We start from the raw sequence: 18520 nt of genomic DNA, 5'->3' as shown, positions 1-18520 counted from the left end.
AATTTACCAACTTTGAACCGTTTGGCGAAAATGTAAACTCAACACGCGTTTTCAGATGATTTTATCGACAAGGACTGAGCCTGCAGGGTTTAAAAGTGTGATCTATATAACTTTTATTATCTCACTTAATTGTCGTAAGGCACTTCACTGAGCATCCAAATCTGTAAGGTTTGCGATACCTTAGGGCAAGTGCCGAACAAAATCTGATATTTAGGTTTAAATGGTTCGCCGATATAGGTTGTACGGATCAACTCTCCTGTTTTAACATCCACTTGAGTGCTCACCCTGCCTTTGAAGTTTTGAAATATGACAAACTGCTCACTGTGGTAAACCATTTGCTCTCGGTAAAACAAGAAATGATCTTGGGGTGTCTCCGTTAACTCACACTCCAGTGGTTTCAAATTAGGTATCGCACTAACATTAGATGCGATGAACAACGCTGACAAAATCCATCCGTATCGCATATGGCTTCCCTATTCTGCACTCTTTTTCAAAGTATAGGTCTTGCCTTGAGGACTGATACAAAAAAGGCTTTGATTGTCTCGAATCAAAGCCTCATCAGTTTTGCTGTTCAACTGTCGTCTTTAGTCGTCCGACTCAAACACCACATTGTAATTCTCGGTGTAAGTACAATTTGGTTGGCGGCTGCAAGTAAAGAAGCGTCGACCTTTGAATTCACCTTGGCTTGCGGTTTTAATGATCATCGGACTGCCACATTTTTTACAAAAGCGCACTTCTTTATCGGGCTCAATCAAATCAATGTGTGCTGCAAGCAAACGACGTAATCGCCCAACTTGATAACTGTGCTTTATCGAAGCGCCGATTAAAGGTAGGTTTGCCGTCTTACAAACATGGATCAGTAACTTTTGTCTTTCTACCTTGCCCTTGCTTAACTCTTGCCCGTTATCCAATTCAACGATCACACGCGGCTCTAGCGTCCTAGGATCACAAATAACGTAATCAAAATAACTTCGAGATATGCGATTGTTCGCGACAAAAAACTGCTTCTTATTTTTGATTTCTTTTGGCGTAACCAAACTGGACATGTTTACTTTCGCGAATACTACGGCATGCTCCCCTACCGCCGCTCTTAACGCATTATAGAACGCACCCTCTTGACCTCTGAGCAGAGGACCTTTCGAGCGATAAGGATAATCACGCGTGTCGTCGTGCTTAATCACGTACTTTTGAATAACAAAGAAGAATAAAACCAGAAGAACAACAATGATAAAAATGTTGGTCATAAATAAAGTGCATCCAAAACAACTCGTTGCTCAAAGCGTAAATGGAAATGCTATGCAGAGCAACAAAACCTCGCAATTTTGAGGAGCCACTACTATAGCGTGATACAGAAAATTTGACTCCCCAATAAAAACGAGCCAATCACACACTTGGATTGGCTCGTTTAAATTTTTGTTAATACATTATGATACTAAGAATCAACTATTAGCGTCTGGCTGATTCTCTGGCATCGCATCAATAAAAGCAGGCATTTGATTGCATGACTGCACAACCGCGTTAATGGTTGGATAAAGAGAAGTATCTACACCAAAGCGTTGTGCATTATAAAATTGTGGTACCAGACAAATATCGACAATAGATGGCGAGCTTGTCAGGCTAAACTTACAATCACCATTTAGTTTACGATGCTTCTGAAGTTTCTCTTCTAATGCCGTAAAACCTTTGTGGATCCAGTGATGAATCCAATCGACTTTGCGCTCTGGCTCGCAAGCTAACTCCCCCTCTAAATACTGTAGAACTCTCAAGTTATTCAGGGGATGAATCTCTATTGCAATATCCTGAGCCAAAGCTAGTGCTTGATATCGAAGCGGCGTTTGCTCGGGGATCACAGTGACATCCGGATAGTGTTCTTCTAAGTATTGAATGATGGCCAGTGACTGGGTTAACTGAACCTCCCCATCCACCAGCACAGGAACCAGTTCAGAAGCGTTTAACTCATGGTACTCGTCACTGTGTTGTTCGCCACCATTGCGCACCAAGTGTACCGATTTTGAATCATACGATAACTCTTTAAGATTCAAACAAATACGCACACGATACGCCGCTGAAGACCGCCAATATCCGTACAAAACCATGCTATCGCTCATATCGTCTCCCAACTGGCGCTCTTAATGCTTGAGATATTGGCTAACTTGTTGGTCAATCGAACCAAAGATGTTGTTGCCATCCGCATCGAACATTTCCAGTTTGATTGAGTCGCCAAACGACATGAAGTTAGTCGACGGTTTACCATCACGAATGGTTTCAATCATACGAACTTCCGCGATACATGAATAGCCAACGCCACCCTCCTCAATCGAAGTGCCATGTTCGGTGCCTTGCTTATTAGATACCGTGCCAGAACCAATAATCGCCCCAGCAGATAGCGGGCGCGTTTTAGTCGCATGAACAATTAAGTCTGCAAAATCAAACGTCATATCGATACCCGCATTTGGGCGACCAAACGGCTTGTGGTTGTATGTCGAGACCAATGGTAAATGCACTTTGTTTTCGTACCACGCATCGCCTAGTTCGTCAGGTGTTACTGCCACAGGAGAAAACGCAGAGGAAGGTTTAGATTGGAAAAAACCAAACCCTTTAGCTAATTCTGCGGGAATTAGTCCACGCAGCGACACATCATTCACCAGCATGATCAAACGAATCGACTCCTGAGCCTCTGCAACACTTGCGCCCATTGGTACGTCACCAATTACCACAGCAACTTCGCCTTCGAAATCAATACCCCATTCATCACTGGCAAACTCGATGTTGTCACAAGGACCAATAAAGGCATCAGAGCCTCCTTGGTACATCAACGGATCCATCCAAAAACTCTCTGGCATTTCAGCGCCGCGAGCTTTTCGAACCAACTCAACGTGGTTTACGTAAGCACTGCCATCAGCCCACTGATAAGCGCGAGGAAGCGGCGACTCACAGTAGTGCGCTTCAAACTCTTCATACCCTGCAACCGTGCCATTGTTCAGTGCAACGTATAGCTCTTCCAATTGCGGTGCTAGCGTATCCCAGTTATCAAGCGCCACCTGCATCGTCGGTGCTAAGTTCATGGGGTGGAAAATTTCTGTCGCAGGTACGCAGCGCGTTAAGTCTTTGCTCACGACCATCAACAAACCGTCACGAGTGCCATTTTTCTTGGTTGCTAATTTCATCCTTGCCTCTTACTTCTCTTGCCAGCTATAGACGTATTCTTTGTTTTCTACTTTTTCCAGCTCATCCGAAAACTGAAGTGCGTGACGTGTATCGATCATGACCGCTACTTCGTCGGTAAAAGTCTTCTTGTGCTCTCGCCCTGCTTTGAATGCTTTCGGGTGAGGACCATGCGTAAATCCTGCTGGATGGAATGTCACCATGCCTGCTTCAATGTTGTCACGGCTGAAGAAATCACCTGCATGGTAGAACAAGACTTCGTCATAATCGTCATTGTTGTGATAGAACGGTACCTTGAGCGCTCCAGGATCACTTTCAATTGGACGAGGAACGAAGGTACACACCACAAATCCTGCTCCTACAAATGTAGTATGTGCAGAAGGCGGTAAGTGGTAACGATGTGACATAAGTGGACGAATATCACGCCAATTCACTTTTACCACCGCCAAATCACCATGCCAGCCAATCGCATCCAACGGGTTGAATGGGTAAGTGATAACACTGACTTTATCGTGGCGTTTCACCTGAACCTGTGTTTGATTCTCAGAATATTGAGCACGGAACTGATCGTTGATCGACGGCGTTTCTAAAACCGCCGGATCAAACACCGCGTGGTTTCCAACCATGCCTTTTTCGGGCAATGTATAGGCCGCATCGGTGTTTTCGATCATCAAAATGAACATCGGCTCGCTTGGCTCAAAACGCCAGCTCGTTGAGCGTGGGATCATGACATAATCCCCTTCGCTCACTTTCAAATGACCATAATCACAATACAGATCTGCCGTACCTTGGTGGATGAATAGCAGTTCGTCGCCATCAGCGTTTCTCACCAAGAAGTCCATTTTTTCATCCATACGCCAGACACGAACTTTACAATTTGCGTTGTGTAATAGATGCGGGACTGCCCAAGGGGTAATATGGCTGGCTTTCTCGACTAAATTAAAATCGAACGCTCGTGGACGTAGCTCGCCCTCCCACTCAGACCATCCCGTTGGGGCATGTTGATGATGAAAATGTGTTGCGGGGCCAAAAAAACCACTTCGACCTGCCTCACGTTCATAAATTGCCTCTTCCGGGAAGTCAGCATGCGCTTGTTTAGAGCACACTCCCTCCCGGTGAGGGAATGTGATCCATTTATGCATCGCTCAATACTCCTCGGCGAATTTGGTCTTCTTCTATCGATTCAAACAACGCTTTGAAGTTACCCTCGCCAAAGCCTTCATTGCCCTTACGTTGGATGATTTCGAAGAACACAGGGCCGATAACGGTTTGAGTAAAGATTTGTAGCAAGATGCCATCTTTCGTTGGCGCACCATCAATAAGAATCTGCAAATCACGAAGCTTGCTTACATCTTCACCGTGGCCTTCAACACGCTGATCAACTTTCTCGTAATAAGTATCTGGCGTTGGCATAAAGTCCATGCCTCGCTCACGCAATGTTTTGACCGTTTCGTAGATGTCGTCTGTGGTCAATGCGATATGTTGAATGCCTTCGCCATTGTATTCACGGATAAACTCTTCAATCTGTGATTTATCATCTGACGACTCATTGATAGGAATTCGGATTTTGCCGCAAGGTGCGGTCATCGCACGGCTGACAAGACCAGTCAACTTACCTTCGATATCGAAATAACGAATTTCGCGGAAGTTACCAATGCGCTCATAGAAACCAGACCAGACATCCATGTTGCCTTGCTTAACGTTGTGCGTTAAGTGGTCGATTTCGTAAAGACCAACATTCGCTTTTGATAAACGCTCATCAGCATCATCATAAAAACGAAAATCGACATCATAGATGCTCTGCTTTCCATAACGATCGACAAAATAAAGCAAGCTTTCACCGATGCCATAAATAGCAGGAATGCTAAGCTCCATCGGCCCAATTTCCGTTTTATATTCTTTACCGCCATTCTCTAACGCATGCGCCAGAGCAACGGTGGCGTCTTTCACACGAAATGCCATGCCACAAACCGACGGACCGTGAACTTTGGCGAATCCCTCAGCTTGGCTATGCGGCTGCGCATTCACAATAAAGCTAATGTCACCTTGTCGATATAACCACGCTTCTTTTGAGCGATGCTTTGCGATTTCCGCAAAACCTAACGATATAAACAGATCTTTAAGCTGTTGAATGCCTTTGTTGTCAGCAGCGGTATATTCAACAAACTCAAATCCGTCTGTTCCTAGTGGGTTATATGCATCAACCATGACTTTCTCCTTGTCTCAGTAGCTTTTGTTTGGACTTATTTTTCTAACTTGGCGCAGGTCTTGAGAAATTGGAATACGTTGGGAGAAATCTTTACCTTGGCGATTTTTACGCATAATTGTAAAATATATGTTACACACAGAAAACCCATCGAACCCACTTTCGTAAACATCAAATAAACTACTTATTTTCAATATTTTAGATTGATATTTTCGGCTTTACGCAAACATATGAAATGTAAATAAGTTGTTACTTTGGCATTTTATCTTGGCAACGTAGCTCAAAAGTAAAAGGGGATTGAAAATCTATTGCACCCTATCTCTATCCGATTTATTCATTTGCTCCTGTAAAACATCAAAAGTAATGTTTCGTGACGCTTCATACAGTTCGAAAGACTCATCGGTCAGAATCGTGTCATGGATACCCCTTTATTGATTCACCTCAGTTTTATTCAAAAGTAACTGTGCCATAAGTGGTGCTCTGTTCCCTATCGAGCCCTAGCCACAGTGCTTCACGCTCGATCAGAAAAAGAGACATCTAATGACACACATCAATCAAGAACGCCTAGTTGAACACTTTTGCCAACTAGTACGTATCGACAGCGAATCAAAAAACGAAAAACAAATTGCAGAAACACTGGCAGAACAGCTAGGCGAGCTAGGCTTTACCGTGCACAAGCTTCCAGTGCCTGAGCACATTTCTAACGGTTTTAACGTGTACGCCCGTTTAGACGGCAAAAAAGGCGGCTCTATCCTAATGAGCTGTCATATGGATACGGTCACTCCAGGTATTGGCATTGAGCCAATCATCGAAGACGGCATTATCCGTTCAAAAGGCAATACGATTCTTGGTGGCGATGATAAATCTGGTATTGCTGCCATCATGGAAGCCGTTCGTTGTATTCAAGCGGAAAACCGTGAGCACAAAACGTTAGAACTTGCTTTCACCGTGTATGAAGAAGGCGGTTTATTCGGTTCACAATACTTCGATATGTCGCACGTCACTTCAACGGAAGCAATCGTGTTAGATACGGGTGGTCCTATTGGCACTATTGTGACCGCAGCCCCAGGCCAGCAAAAAATCGTGGCAACAATCAAAGGTCGACCAGCACATGCAGGGCTTGCGCCAGAAGAAGGCATCAGTGCGATCATGGTGGCGGCAGATGCCATCAACCAAATGAAGCTGCTTCGCATCGACGAAGAAACGACAGCCAACATCGGTGTAGTGAATGGCGGTCAGGCCACAAACATTGTCATGCCTGAATTAAAAATCGTGGCAGAAGCACGCTCCCTGAATGGCGATAAACTAGATGCTCAGGTCAATCATATGATCTCAACATTAGAGTCTGTCTGTGAAAAACACGGTGCAGAAGTCGACATTGAATCTAGCCGAGCCTACGACGCTTTTGTTATTGAAGAAAAACACCCACACGTTAGCGCTATAAAAGCGGCGTTTGCAGAGTTGGGAATTGAGGCTTTCACAAAAGGCACTGGCGGCGGTAGCGATGCTAACAACTTTAACAAGAAAGGTCTCACAACGGTCAACCTTTCAACTGGCATGGCAAAAGTACACACGACAGAAGAGTTTATCGCGGTAAGCGATATGGTCAAAATCACTGAGTTCGTAAAACATTTCCTAGTCAGTTAACGTCGTACCTTTTGAAGAACAGACGAACAACCCTCCCCTTTTAGCGCGCTTGAAGGGGATTTTTTATTTGCGCGAAACAAAGCCTACCCCGTAATGCAGACTTAGTACTGGCTCCATATCAATCCCCCAGCTCACTTTTTGATACCAAATAGCCCAACATCTGGCACCCTGTTACAACAATGTTAAAACTCGATTGTGCAGACAATTTATACAATATACATTTTTAGCATCTTTCAGGATGAAAAGAGTGAGACAAGGATGAAATTACCTAAGTTGCTTTTGTTAGCGTCGATGATGAGTCCAATACTGGCAACACCAAGCTATGCCGCGCCGCATCCCGCAGGTGTGACCCTCGATGAGACACAAGAAATTACGCTAAACAATGGGGCTGAAGTTACTTCTATTGACCCAGCCAAGCAAGCCGCAGAACCCGCATTTAATCTCGGCCGAGACCTGTTTGAAGGTTTGGTCATTCAAGATAAGCAAGGTAAAACCATTCCTGGTGTTGCTGAGTCTTGGTCTGTCAATGACAACAATACGGTTTATACTTTCCACTTACGTGATGCAAAATGGTCAAATGGCGAAACGGTCACTGCGCAAGATTTTGTCTACAGCTGGCAACGCTTACTGAATCCAAGCACTGCTTCACCATACGCTTGGTTTGCGGCCATTCCAAATATCGAAAACTCACAAGCGATTATGAAGGGCGAAGCCGAACCCGAGTCCTTGGGCGTGAAAGCGCTGGATGAAAAAACATTCCAGGTAACACTCGAAGAGCCTATTCCCTTCTTTACGAAACTATTAAGTCATCCAGTGCTTGCCCCCGTTCACAAAGCGACCGTTGAAAAACATGGCAACCGTTGGACCCAGCCAGAACATATCGTTACAAATGGGGCGTTTACTGTCTCTGAATGGAAAGTTAACGAAAAAATGGTGATGGTTAAAAACCCACATTACTGGGACGCAAGCAATGTAGTGCTGGAAAAAGTCACCTGGCTACCAATTGGTGATGCAAACGTAGTGCTAAACCGCTACCTAGCTGGTGAGATAGACCAAGCGGTTTCCATTCCTGCCGCTCAGAAGAAAAAGTTAATTCAACAACGCCCACAAGAAGTGGCAAGCACCAGTGCATCTCTTGGCTCCACATTCTATTACCTCAACACTCAACAAGGACCAACAAAAGACGTGCGGGTCCGTAAAGCCCTCTCATATGCCATTGACCGTCAACTGTTAACGAGTGCTATCTTGAGAAACGGTGGGGTTCCAATGTATACCCTTGTGCCCCCTCAAACAGATGGTTTTAAATCTCACACTCCTGAGTTCGCAACTTGGAACCGCCATAAACGTATCGAAAAAGCGCAGCAATTACTGTCAGAAGCTGGATACGATAAAAGCAATCCGCTTAAGTTAACGTTTACCGTACCAACTTTCTCGATGGACGTAAAAATGGCAACAACCATGGCAGGCATGTGGAAAAGCCGATTGGGTGCGCAAGTCACGATAAAACAGATAGAACCTAAAGTGTTCTACGCACTTAAAGAGCCGACCGACATTACTCGCGGCGGCTGGACGGCCGACTACAATGAAGCCTCTACGTGGTTAGATATCTTTGTTTCTAGTGGCGAGTACAACGATTCTCGTTATAACAACCTGCAATACGACGAGTTAATGGCTCGCTCAAAGACCATGAGCAACCCATCAGAACTGTATCTACAAGCAGAAAGCATGCTGATTGAAGACATGGCCATTATTCCTATTTATCGTCCGGGTAACGATCAATACCTCATCAAGCCTTACGTGGGCGGCTACGAACTGACAAACCCTGAGTCGTCGTACTACCGCAAGAATGTCTATGTAAAAGCCCACTAAAAGCATGTTTTCGGTCTGAGTCGGCAAGTTCAATGTTTACTTGCCGTTCCTCATATCTCTCGGTGGAGAAGGCAACCTGAGCTCAGACCATTTTTTATTCATAACCGTTCGAAGTGATTTCGGATGACCAAAGGATGATGGATCATGATTTGGTACATTGTTAAGCGATTAGCTATCGCTATCCCCACGCTTCTATTCATCGCACTCGTATCATTTTGGCTGATGCACATTGCACCAGGGGGGCCATTTGATATGGAACGGCCTATGCCAGAAGTGGTACGTGCGAATATCGAAGCAAAATTCCATTTGGACCAGCCCTTCCTTACTCAGTTTTGGATTTACATTGGTAATTTCATACAAGGAGATCTCGGTCCGAGCTTCGTTTATCAAGACTTCAGTGTTACACAGCTCGTCGCACAATCATGGCCAGTTTCAGCAGTATTAGGCGTACTCTCCTTTTGTATTTCCGTTCCACTTGGCATGTTGCTTGGCACCATTGCGGCATTGAACCGAAATAGCCGCCTAGATTACGGCCTGATGACACTCTCGATGACTGGAGTTGTGGTTCCGGCTTTCGTGCTTGCTCCGGTTTTAGTCATGATCTTCGCTATTCAGCTCGGCTGGTTCCCTGCTGGTGGTTGGGAAGGAGGAAAGCTGGCTTTTCTTGTTCTTCCCGTGCTCAGCCTGGCGATTGGCTCCATTGCGAGTATTGCACGCGTCATGCGTGGCGCAATGATTGAAACGCTCAACCAACCATACATTCGAACGGCAAAAGCCAAAGGTTTGTCCACAACCTACATTTTATTCCATCACGCTTTGCGACCATCCCTGATTCCCGTCGTTGCGATGCTCGGCCCTGCGTTTGTGTCTGTCGTGACAGGCTCGGTGATTATCGACATTTTCTTTGGTACAGGTGGCATGGGACAACACTTTGTGTCTGGGGCTCTCAACCGCGACTACGGCCTAGTAATGGGCATTACTCTGATTGTCGCTTCACTCACTATCTTCTTTAACCTTGTGGTCGACTTGCTATATACGATTATCGACCCTCGTATACGCGTTTAGGAGTCCGGCATGTTAACGATAAAAAAACTGGATAAACAAGCTCTTCAAGATCAAGTCGTCGACAATATTGAAGCCGTCGAAGGTCGCAGTCTTTGGCAGGATGCATGGACTCGATTTCGTAAAAACAGAGCCGCGATGACATCAGTGTATGTTTTGGCGTTCATTACCTTATGCATCACTTTCGGCCCCTCTCTTGCCGCTTTTGGCCATGATGAAATTGACTGGGAAGTGCTCATCGATCCATACGAGTTAGGGAAACCTTCACTGAACAGTGGCCATTACTTTGGTACTGATGACCTCGGGCAAGATGTCTTTGCTCGCACGATGCAAGGCGGCAGGCTCTCTATTTTGGTGGGTTTTGTTGGAGCCTTAGTCGCCGTTGTTATTGGTACGATTTGGGGAAGTATTTCCGGCTATCTTGGCGGCGTTGTCGATAGCGTAATGATGCGCATTATTGAGGTGCTCGATTCGGTGCCATTTATGTTTATGGTTATCCTGTTTGTTACCCTTTTTGGCAACAACATCTACCTGATTTTTATCGTGATCGGAATGGTATCTTGGCTGGGCATTGCCCGTGTTGTACGTGGTGTCACCTTCGGTCTAAAAAAGCGAGAGTTCATCGAAGCCGCACACTCTATTGGGGTTTCTAAATTGACAATTGTCCGACGCCATGTTCTGCCTAATGTGCTTGGTATCGTGATGGTTTATTCCTCCTTAATGGTACCAGGATTCATTATGTTCGAGTCGTTTTTAAGCTTCTTAGGGCTTGGTGTTCAACCACCAGATACGAGCTGGGGAATCCTAATTTCTGAAGGAGCAAAAACGATTGACGTTGCATTGTGGATGCTGCTTTTTCCCTCTCTGTTTTTAGTTGCCACCCTCTTTTGTTTTAACTTCATCGGCGATGGCTTGCGTGATGCTCTTGACCCGAAAGACCGATAAGGACAAACCCATGCTATCTATTGAAAACATGAACGTGCGCTTCGATACGCCAGATGGGCAAGTGCAAGCGGTCAGTAATCTCTCCTACTCGATTAAAGCAGGCGAAACTCTTGGAATTGTTGGAGAGTCAGGTTCGGGAAAAAGCCAGTCTGTCTTCGCGTTAATGGGGTTAACCGCGGATAACGGCGCTGTGTCTGGCAGCGCGATGTTCCACGATGATGATTTACTCGCGATGTCGAAAAAGCAGCTCAACCGCATCCGTGCAGAGAAAATCGGAATGATCTTTCAAGATCCGATGACGTCACTCAATCCATTTATGAAAATTGGCAAACAGCTTTGTGAAGTTCTCATGATTCATAAAGGAATGAGCCGAAAACAAGCAAAAATTGAATCGATTCACATGTTGGATGCGGTGCGTATTCCCTCTCCCGAAACTCGGATGAACCAATACCCTCACGAATTATCTGGCGGAATGCGTCAGCGAATCATGATAGCGATGGCATTGTTGTGTAAGCCCGAGTTGTTAATTGCAGACGAACCAACTACCGCGCTGGATGTGACCGTTCAGGCTCAAATTTTGACGCTATTACGAGACTTACAACGTGAGTTCAATACGGCTATTTTACTGATCACTCACGACATGGGCGTCGTCGCCGAGATGTGTGATCGCGTATTGGTCATGTATGGTGGTCAAAAAATGGAGCAATCAGATACCGAGACATTGTTCGCTCAACCTGAGCACCCCTATACTCAAGGCCTGCTAAAGGCTATTCCTTCTATCACTGAAGATATGCCACGTTTACCAACCATCCCAGGTAACCCACCAAGTGCGTTGATTAACCATAAAGGGTGTCCGTTTAGAGAGCGGTGCGAGCATCGAGAGACGCGTTGCCAATACGAAACCCCACGGTTTTCTCCATTAAACACGAGCCAGTCCATTGCCTGTCACGTTAACGCACCCAGTGTTATCACTCCTATTCAAATAAAAGCTTAAGGAGGCGTTATGAATAAAAAAGAAGTCCTCATGTCTGCTCGTGATTTAAACGTCCACTTTCCTGTGTCGCGTCACCTTATTCCAAGTCGACGTAAAATCGTGAAAGCGGTCAATGGTATCGACTTAGATGTTTATCGAGGTGAAACACTTGGCATTGTGGGGGAATCAGGCTGCGGAAAATCAACGCTTGCACGCGCCTTACTTCGCTTAATTGAACCTACACATGGCGAGTTGACTTGGAAAGGTCAAGACATGCGCGGGTTTAGTAAGAAAGAACTTTCCTCTCGACGTAGAGAATTTCAGATGGTGTTTCAAGACCCATCCGCTTGTTTGAATCCGAGATTAACCATCTCAGAATGCATCGCCGAACCACTGCTCACCCACGAGCCACAACTTAAACGGGCAGAGGTAGAAAAGCGTGTCATCGCTATGATGGATAAAGTGGGTCTCTTGGCGAGCCAGCGAAACCGCTATCCACATGAATTTTCCGGAGGTCAATGCCAGCGTGTGGGCATTGCCAGAGCGTTAATTCTTAATCCAGATTTGGTCGTGTGTGATGAACCTGTTAGTGCGCTAGATGTCTCCATACAAGCTCAGGTCATCAATCTTCTAGACGATCTTAAACAAGAAATGGGGTTAACACTGGTGATGATTGCGCACGACTTAAGCGTGGTGCGCCATATCAGCGACCGCGTTATGGTGATGTATCTTGGTAAACCTATGGAAGTAGGACGTTACGATCAAGTATTTGATGATGCTCAACACCCCTACACCAAAGCACTGTTATCTGCTGTCCCGATAGCTAATCCGCAATTAGCACGTGACCGTGAAATACAACTATTGCCCGGCGATCTTCCTTCTCCACTTAACCCACCGAGCGGTTGCGTTTTTCGTACTCGATGCCCAGAAGCCACAGAAGTATGCGGGCAACAGAACCCAATAAAAACAGGCTCGGAGCAGCATCATATCTATTGCTCAAATATGACTTTAGGAACCATTTAATGAACAATACTAACTCAGTAAACCAACGCCTTACGTTATTGCGTGAGGCAATGTCCTTTCACAACGTGTCTGCATATATCGTAACCAACAATGACCCACATAACAGTGAATACTCAGCGGATCATTGGTTAGCGCGAAGCTGGATTTCAGGTTTTACCGGCTCAGCAGGCGATGTCGTCATTACCCAACAAGGTGGTGGCCTGTGGACTGATGGTCGTTACTATATTCAAGCTGAAGAACAGTTACACGGCACAGGACTTGAACTGTTTAAAGCCAAACAACCAGAAACGCCGACAATTGCCAAATGGCTAGCTACCACGCTCCCTGAAAACAGTATTATCGCGGTTGACGGGCGCGCCATCAGTTACGCTTATTATCAAGGCCTCAAACAAGCCTTTGAAGCGAAAAACATTAAGATCATTCTCGACCTGGATTTACTCGCACCGATTTGGCTTGAAAGACCACCTCGCCCAAGTGCACCCGTATTCGAGCATCCCACCGCTTTTGCTGGCGTTGACACAGAAAATAAGTTAGCGAGAATCCGTTCTTGGTTAACCGAGAACCAAGTAGATAGCTTATTAGTGTCAACGCTAGATGCTGTTATGTGGACAATGAATATTCGAGGTGGTGATACGAATTATTGCCCAGTTTCTGAAGCTTATCTAATCGTAGAGCAATCACTTGCGACACTGTTTATTGATAAAGCCAAACTGCCTCAAGACGTTGAAAAGTCGTTGACCGAGCAGAGTGTACACATTCGCCATTACAACTACGTAAGTCAGTATTTGAATCAGCAATGTGAGGGATTATCGATCGCTTTTAGCCCGACCCACACAGACAGCTTATTGGTAAGTTCGATTGAACAGAATGTGAATCTAAAACCAATGGCTTGCCCTGTAACGGCAATGAAGGCCATAAAAAATGCGACCGAACTAACTAGCCTAGAGCAGACATTAACGGATGATGGTGTGGCAATAGTAAGGTTTATGAACTGGCTAGAAGAGCAAGTTCCAAGCGGACTCGTTACAGAATTGTCTGCTGAGGCACAACTGAATCACTATCGCCGTCAAACCCGACATTATGTAAGTGACAGTTTCCGCACTATTGCAGGCTTCGCAGCTCACGGGGCAAAAATGCATTATGCCGCCGATGAAGAAAGCAATGCAGTAGTCAATGAAAGCAACTTCTTTCTCGTCGATTCTGGTGGTCAATACCTTGGCGGGACAACAGACATCACCCGTACTTTCCACTTCGGGTCACCGACCGTTAAGCAGCGCAAAGATTATACCTTGGTGCTCAAAGCGGTCATCCGACTGACTCAGACTCGATTCATGAAAGGCTCTACGGGTGCCAATCTTGATATCATGGCGCGTGGCGTCTTATGGCAACATGGTATTGATTACAAGTGCGGCACTGGACACGGCGTAGGCATTTGCTTGAATGTTCACGAAGGCCCACAAAATTTCTCGCAAAGCCACCACGAGGTTGAGCTAAAACCAGGTATGGTCATTACTAATGAACCAGGCGTTTATCGCGAAGGTGAGTACGGGGTAAGAATAGAGAACATTCTTAAAGTTGTAGAAGTAGAACAAAATGAGTTCGGCACGTTCTACGGTTTTGAGACCATCACTCTTGCTCCCATTGCGACCAACGCCCTTGATTTATCAATGCTAGATCAAGCAGAGCTAGACTGGCTTAATCATTACCATTCACGTGTCTATCAGGCGCTTAGCCCTTTTCTTGATGCGCAAGATAAAAACTGGCTGCAAAGCACAACCCAACTTATTGAGAAATAGGATATCAGCAAGTTTTATAACGTTTTCATTTTCATCTCAAACTCCTTGTTTGCCAGCCTTCGGGCTGGTTTTTTTTATAGAGATAACGGCGTAAAAACAAAAACGCCCCGCGATGTTAGCGAGGCGCTCCACTTAGTTTAAATGCCCTACTGACGACACTTCTGAGCATCAAAATCAACGACGATGGCGGCATTCTCAAAGTCACCAGATACTTTAACGTAGCCCCAGTAGTTACTCTGATTTGACAACGTAATACACTCTCCATTACCAATATTATCTGACCACCCGTGAAGATTAGTACCATCCGGCCAACCAGAGTTACTGTATTCAAGCTTTAGGTTGCCCGTACCGTTTCCCGTCGTTATCGCCAGATTTGAGCTCTCATTCACCGCTGGCACGCTCAGCCAAATGGTTTGTTGATTTGCCAAGCAAACAGGCTCTCCTGCTGTTAGGCGTCCACCGCTTACTTTACTTTGCACCGCGCAGTCTTGTGGCAATGTGTCATTACCGCCCAACGTTGAGATAACAACACTATGAGTGGCGGTTGCCGTCAAGCCTTCACTGTCTGTAACACTTAGACTGACCGAATACTCCCCTTCACTCCCATATTGGTGCGTCGGCTTGGTTTGTGTACTTGTCGAGCCATCACCGAAGTCCCATAAGACGCTGACGATCTTCCCGTTTGGGTCTGTACTGTTTTCACTGCTAAATGTAATGCTTTCACCGACTTTCCCCTTACTGTTTGCGGTTATGACTGCATTAGGTGCACCATTTGAGACAAGGGCTTGCTGCCACTGCTCAAACTCACTTTGATACAAATTCGCCCATTGGGTGATCGTGGCCTTGTAATTGCTCCAATTCCCTTGGCGTGTTTCCACCAGCATTTGGTTTACGTCATCTTTATGATTTTCAAACATAAAACGTACAGCTAAGTACCCCCAACGATAAATTCGATCGACATCAAACCCATCATAAGTAGTCTCGAAAATCTCACTTAAGGTATATGTCGAACCGTCTAGAATCGTCTCAAGTGCTGCTTGGTTGTCATTTTCTTGAGCGACATACTCTGCAATGCCTTCACTCCACCACACTATTTTTTCAGTTGGATGACTAAACCCTCCATAGAGATCAAATCGACCATCTAAGTAATGCACGTATTCGTGCTCTAAGTTCCAGACAAAGTGATCCGCGTTCGCATAAGAGGCTTCATAAGCAATAAAGTTGGGAATATTCCCCGACTGGGAAGGGTCGCCCTCCAAGTACATACCGCCATTGTCAGTACTAATATCGAAAATTGGCCCTGCGTACTTACCATAATCAGTGCTTGAATCGAAGATATTGACTTGGAGCTGAGTGTTGTAGTCATCTTTTACTGGCTGTTCACCAGTTTCTAATGACTGATGAAAGTAACCCTCTTCGTAGCCCATTTTAGAACATGCGGCCGCGTGTTGCTCTTGCGTCATATTCTGAGACAAAATTCGGATTGTCGGGCTACAAGTATAAGTTTGCGATAGCACCAAGCCTTTTAGCTCAGTTTCGAAATTACAAATTCCGAACTCACTACAATCTGCGTAATATGAGGCGGTGTCCGCCGCCGCAAGCCAAACCGCGTCACCCCGACCATACATTTCATACTGTTCAAAGATTCGACTCAGCTGACTCTTCACCACAGAACTCGCGTTACCCGTATACTTGGTCAGACGCCCGAGCTCTCGCCCTGCATTCGCGGCCATAAACTCATCTTCAGCACCGATTGATGACGCCCTTAGAGCAAAATCGCCTAAAGCTTTGGCAAGGTCTGTTTGGTTACCAATTACTTGCACAAATTGCTCGTTCCACTGCCCACCAAACAAAATAGTGAAAACACCGTTAACTGCATTGCGCATATACCAGTGCTGGGCGTATTGATCATTCCAACGTGTAAGCCACTGGGTCACTTGCGGTAAGTACGCGTGCTGCAAGCCCGCACTATCCATAGTGATGATAACTTCACTAAGCACTTTGCCATGACGATCGCTGTTCTCGTAGAAGTTTGCGTTGTTAACAAACGCATCCACGGACTCTTTCACCGCAGGGGTGACCCATTCAATAAATGAGATGTTGTCATTGTAAAACTCGGCGTAATAACCCGCGCGTAAGTATAAGAACAACGTTTCTAGTTCATCGCTCCCGCCACCCGTATACCCCTTCGCCAATGTCGTAGTGTGCTTAGCGATGTTGTACATATGATCGGAGCTAAATACCGACTCTTGAATCCGACTTTCAGCAGAGAATAACTGGTTCACACACGTCGCGCCCTGACTTAAAATTTCGCTGATCAATTGGTTACTGCTTTCGGTAACCAATGCCTCCAAATCACAAGCTGTGCTCGACTCATCAAGGCTTTCAAGTGACTGTACTCGAGTTACCTTGGAGGGCTGAATAGGGAGAGTTGCGGTTGGTTGGTATTCAACTCGATTGGATTCAACACCGTGTGTATGAGCCGAATGTGCATGTTGCTCTGTAACTTGAGAAACTGGCTCGCTTAACGCAAATACGCCAGTGCTGGTTAATGTTGTCGCAATCGCGACACTCAAAATCTTCAGTTCCATCTAATTTCTTCTATATTGAGTTTTCCTTAGATGCATTACATCTTTTGCATCGCCACTGCCCTTATTACTGCAAGAGCATCTCCATATAATCTACTCGCAAGACAAGAAGAAACATTTTGTTAACAACTAAATATGGCGGTATCAGTTTTTGGTACCAGAGGGAACACGGAGTGAGCTTTAAAAATTCGTATTTGTTAAAAAATAGAGATGAGCTAGAGAAGAAACGTGTAGTTAAACGGGTATACCCAGCACGTTAAATGGCTAGGTATACTCCAAAGCGGGTCGGTAAAAATTCGCTAATCAAAGCCCCTAAAGAAGGAATCGGACAATGGGTTAATACTTTGTAGGTTCTAGGCTGCTTTGTGGTCGAAGAGTGCGGTAATTTGCTCTTTTAACGCGTGCAAAAATTCGGTATTTGGTGTGTTTTCAAGGTACATTTCATACTCTTTAGAGTTATAAAAGTACTCATGTGCAGATGCGTTAAGGATCTTACTAAAAGATAGTGTTTCCAACTCGTCTTCAAGGGAACGACTGCTCAATTCACCATATCCTAAATCGCTATCCTCAGCGAATTGGGACTCAATGTTGCTGATATATAAAGCACAATCCTTGATAAAGAGCTCAACGTTACTTATGCGCTGTTCGATATCTTTAAGCTGACCGCTGTTCCACTTAGACTTTTCTTGCTCGAGCTTATCAATAAGTCCACTTTCACGTAGTCTGGTATTGTTATCTTTAATTCTTAGTAACTCATCGAGCACTTTATTAAACTCAGACTCAGCCCTAAGTCTTAAGATTTCCAACTCCTTGGAGAACAGCTTTGCTTTTAACTCACTTGCTTGATACAAGCCAGATATAGCAGCATTTCTTTTAACTCCAAACATAAAAATCCACCCAAAAGATACTTACTAAAAAGTAGCACACAAAAAGCAAGATAGAAGACGCGAGGTTTTCGTCAGCACGCTACACATTACTACCTAATCTCGATTGTAACGTAATAAACAGAATTTTCATCACTTAGAACCACCAACTATTTGAATGAAAATCACACAGTTACTTTGATAAAAGTATTTATTTTAGAAAAGGCAATCCCAAGTATGTAACGGTATAAAATTGACACTATAAAAACAAAACGCCCACACTCTACTACCAAAGTCAAATATCAATGTCAGAGATTGGACAAAACACTCACTATTTACAGTAATGAAAAGCCACTATTTCATTGAGAACCAAAATTTCAACA

At 45.0% G+C, this 18520-nt stretch carries 15 protein-coding genes; 7 read left to right on the top strand and 8 right to left on the bottom strand.

Going from position 1 to position 18520, the window contains the following annotated elements:
* Positions 1 to 125: 125 nt before the first annotated feature.
* The 6 genes from LIX84_RS17565 to hppD all read right to left on the bottom strand — a co-directional run bounded on the left by LIX84_RS17565 (position 126) and on the right by hppD (position 5373).
* Positions 126 to 464, bottom strand: coding sequence for a hypothetical protein (locus tag LIX84_RS17565; protein WP_005377830.1), 339 nt, complete (start codon positions 462 to 464; stop codon positions 126 to 128).
* Between the two features lie 120 nt (positions 465 to 584).
* Entirely contained in the window at positions 585 to 1244 is a 660-nt protein-coding gene (locus LIX84_RS17560; protein WP_046874874.1) for a DUF2726 domain-containing protein, read from the bottom strand.
* 195 nt (positions 1245 to 1439) lie between these two features.
* Positions 1440 to 2108: a maleylacetoacetate isomerase gene (maiA, locus tag LIX84_RS17555; protein ID WP_226421858.1), complete on the bottom strand. Its 669-nt coding sequence runs from the start codon at positions 2106 to 2108 to the stop codon at positions 1440 to 1442.
* Between the two features lie 21 nt (positions 2109 to 2129).
* Positions 2130 to 3167 (bottom strand): fumarylacetoacetate hydrolase family protein, encoded by a 1038-nt coding sequence (locus LIX84_RS17550; RefSeq protein ID WP_226421857.1) that lies wholly within the window; start codon positions 3165 to 3167, stop codon positions 2130 to 2132.
* Between the two features lie 9 nt (positions 3168 to 3176).
* A complete protein-coding gene (locus LIX84_RS17545) occupies positions 3177 to 4307 on the bottom strand; it encodes a homogentisate 1,2-dioxygenase (protein ID WP_226421856.1) in 1131 nt (376 codons plus the stop codon).
* The gene (gene hppD / locus LIX84_RS17540; protein ID WP_005377835.1) at positions 4300 to 5373 is read right to left on the bottom strand and encodes a 4-hydroxyphenylpyruvate dioxygenase; all 1074 of its coding nucleotides are present in this window, start codon (positions 5371 to 5373) and stop codon (positions 4300 to 4302) included. The genes LIX84_RS17545 and hppD overlap by 8 nt, the downstream gene beginning before the upstream one ends.
* Positions 5374 to 5911: 538 nt before the next feature.
* Here hppD and LIX84_RS17535 point away from each other — a divergent pair.
* The 7 genes from LIX84_RS17535 to LIX84_RS17505 all read left to right on the top strand — a co-directional run bounded on the left by LIX84_RS17535 (position 5912) and on the right by LIX84_RS17505 (position 14686).
* Positions 5912 to 7018 (top strand): M20/M25/M40 family metallo-hydrolase, encoded by a 1107-nt coding sequence (locus LIX84_RS17535; RefSeq protein ID WP_226421855.1) that lies wholly within the window; start codon positions 5912 to 5914, stop codon positions 7016 to 7018.
* A gap of 258 nt (positions 7019 to 7276) precedes the next feature.
* Positions 7277 to 8887, top strand: a complete 1611-nt coding sequence (locus LIX84_RS17530) for a peptide ABC transporter substrate-binding protein (protein ID WP_226421854.1) — start codon at positions 7277 to 7279, stop codon at positions 8885 to 8887.
* Positions 8888 to 9031: 144 nt separating this feature from the next.
* Positions 9032 to 9952, top strand: coding sequence for an oligopeptide ABC transporter permease OppB (oppB, locus tag LIX84_RS17525; RefSeq protein ID WP_005377838.1), 921 nt, complete (start codon positions 9032 to 9034; stop codon positions 9950 to 9952).
* 9 nt (positions 9953 to 9961) lie between these two features.
* Positions 9962 to 10894, top strand: a complete 933-nt coding sequence (locus tag LIX84_RS17520) for an ABC transporter permease subunit (RefSeq protein ID WP_226421853.1) — start codon at positions 9962 to 9964, stop codon at positions 10892 to 10894.
* Between the two features lie 10 nt (positions 10895 to 10904).
* A complete protein-coding gene (locus LIX84_RS17515) occupies positions 10905 to 11888 on the top strand; it encodes an ABC transporter ATP-binding protein (protein WP_226421852.1) in 984 nt (327 codons plus the stop codon).
* Between the two features lie 9 nt (positions 11889 to 11897).
* Positions 11898 to 12890, top strand: a complete 993-nt coding sequence (locus LIX84_RS17510; protein ID WP_104974192.1) for an ABC transporter ATP-binding protein — start codon at positions 11898 to 11900, stop codon at positions 12888 to 12890.
* A complete protein-coding gene (locus tag LIX84_RS17505; RefSeq protein WP_226421851.1) occupies positions 12890 to 14686 on the top strand; it encodes an aminopeptidase P family protein in 1797 nt (598 codons plus the stop codon). Before LIX84_RS17510 ends, LIX84_RS17505 begins: the two co-directional genes overlap by 1 nt.
* Before the next feature lie 146 nt (positions 14687 to 14832).
* On the opposite strand, the gene LIX84_RS17500 is transcribed toward LIX84_RS17505, so the two are convergent.
* Positions 14833 to 17277, bottom strand: coding sequence for a collagenase (locus LIX84_RS17500; protein WP_226421850.1), 2445 nt, complete (start codon positions 17275 to 17277; stop codon positions 14833 to 14835).
* A 350-nt stretch (positions 17278 to 17627) separates the two neighbouring features.
* On the bottom strand, positions 17628 to 18161 hold the full coding sequence (locus LIX84_RS17495; protein WP_170891372.1) for a DNA repair protein: 534 nt from the start codon (positions 18159 to 18161) through the stop codon (positions 17628 to 17630).
* Positions 18162 to 18520 lie beyond the last annotated feature (359 nt).

Origin of the sequence: Vibrio sp. E14 (genome assembly GCF_020515785.1) — a bacterium.
GTDB classification, from domain to species: domain Bacteria; phylum Pseudomonadota; class Gammaproteobacteria; order Enterobacterales; family Vibrionaceae; genus Vibrio; species Vibrio diabolicus.
This window is presented reverse-complemented; position numbering and strand designations above follow the sequence as displayed.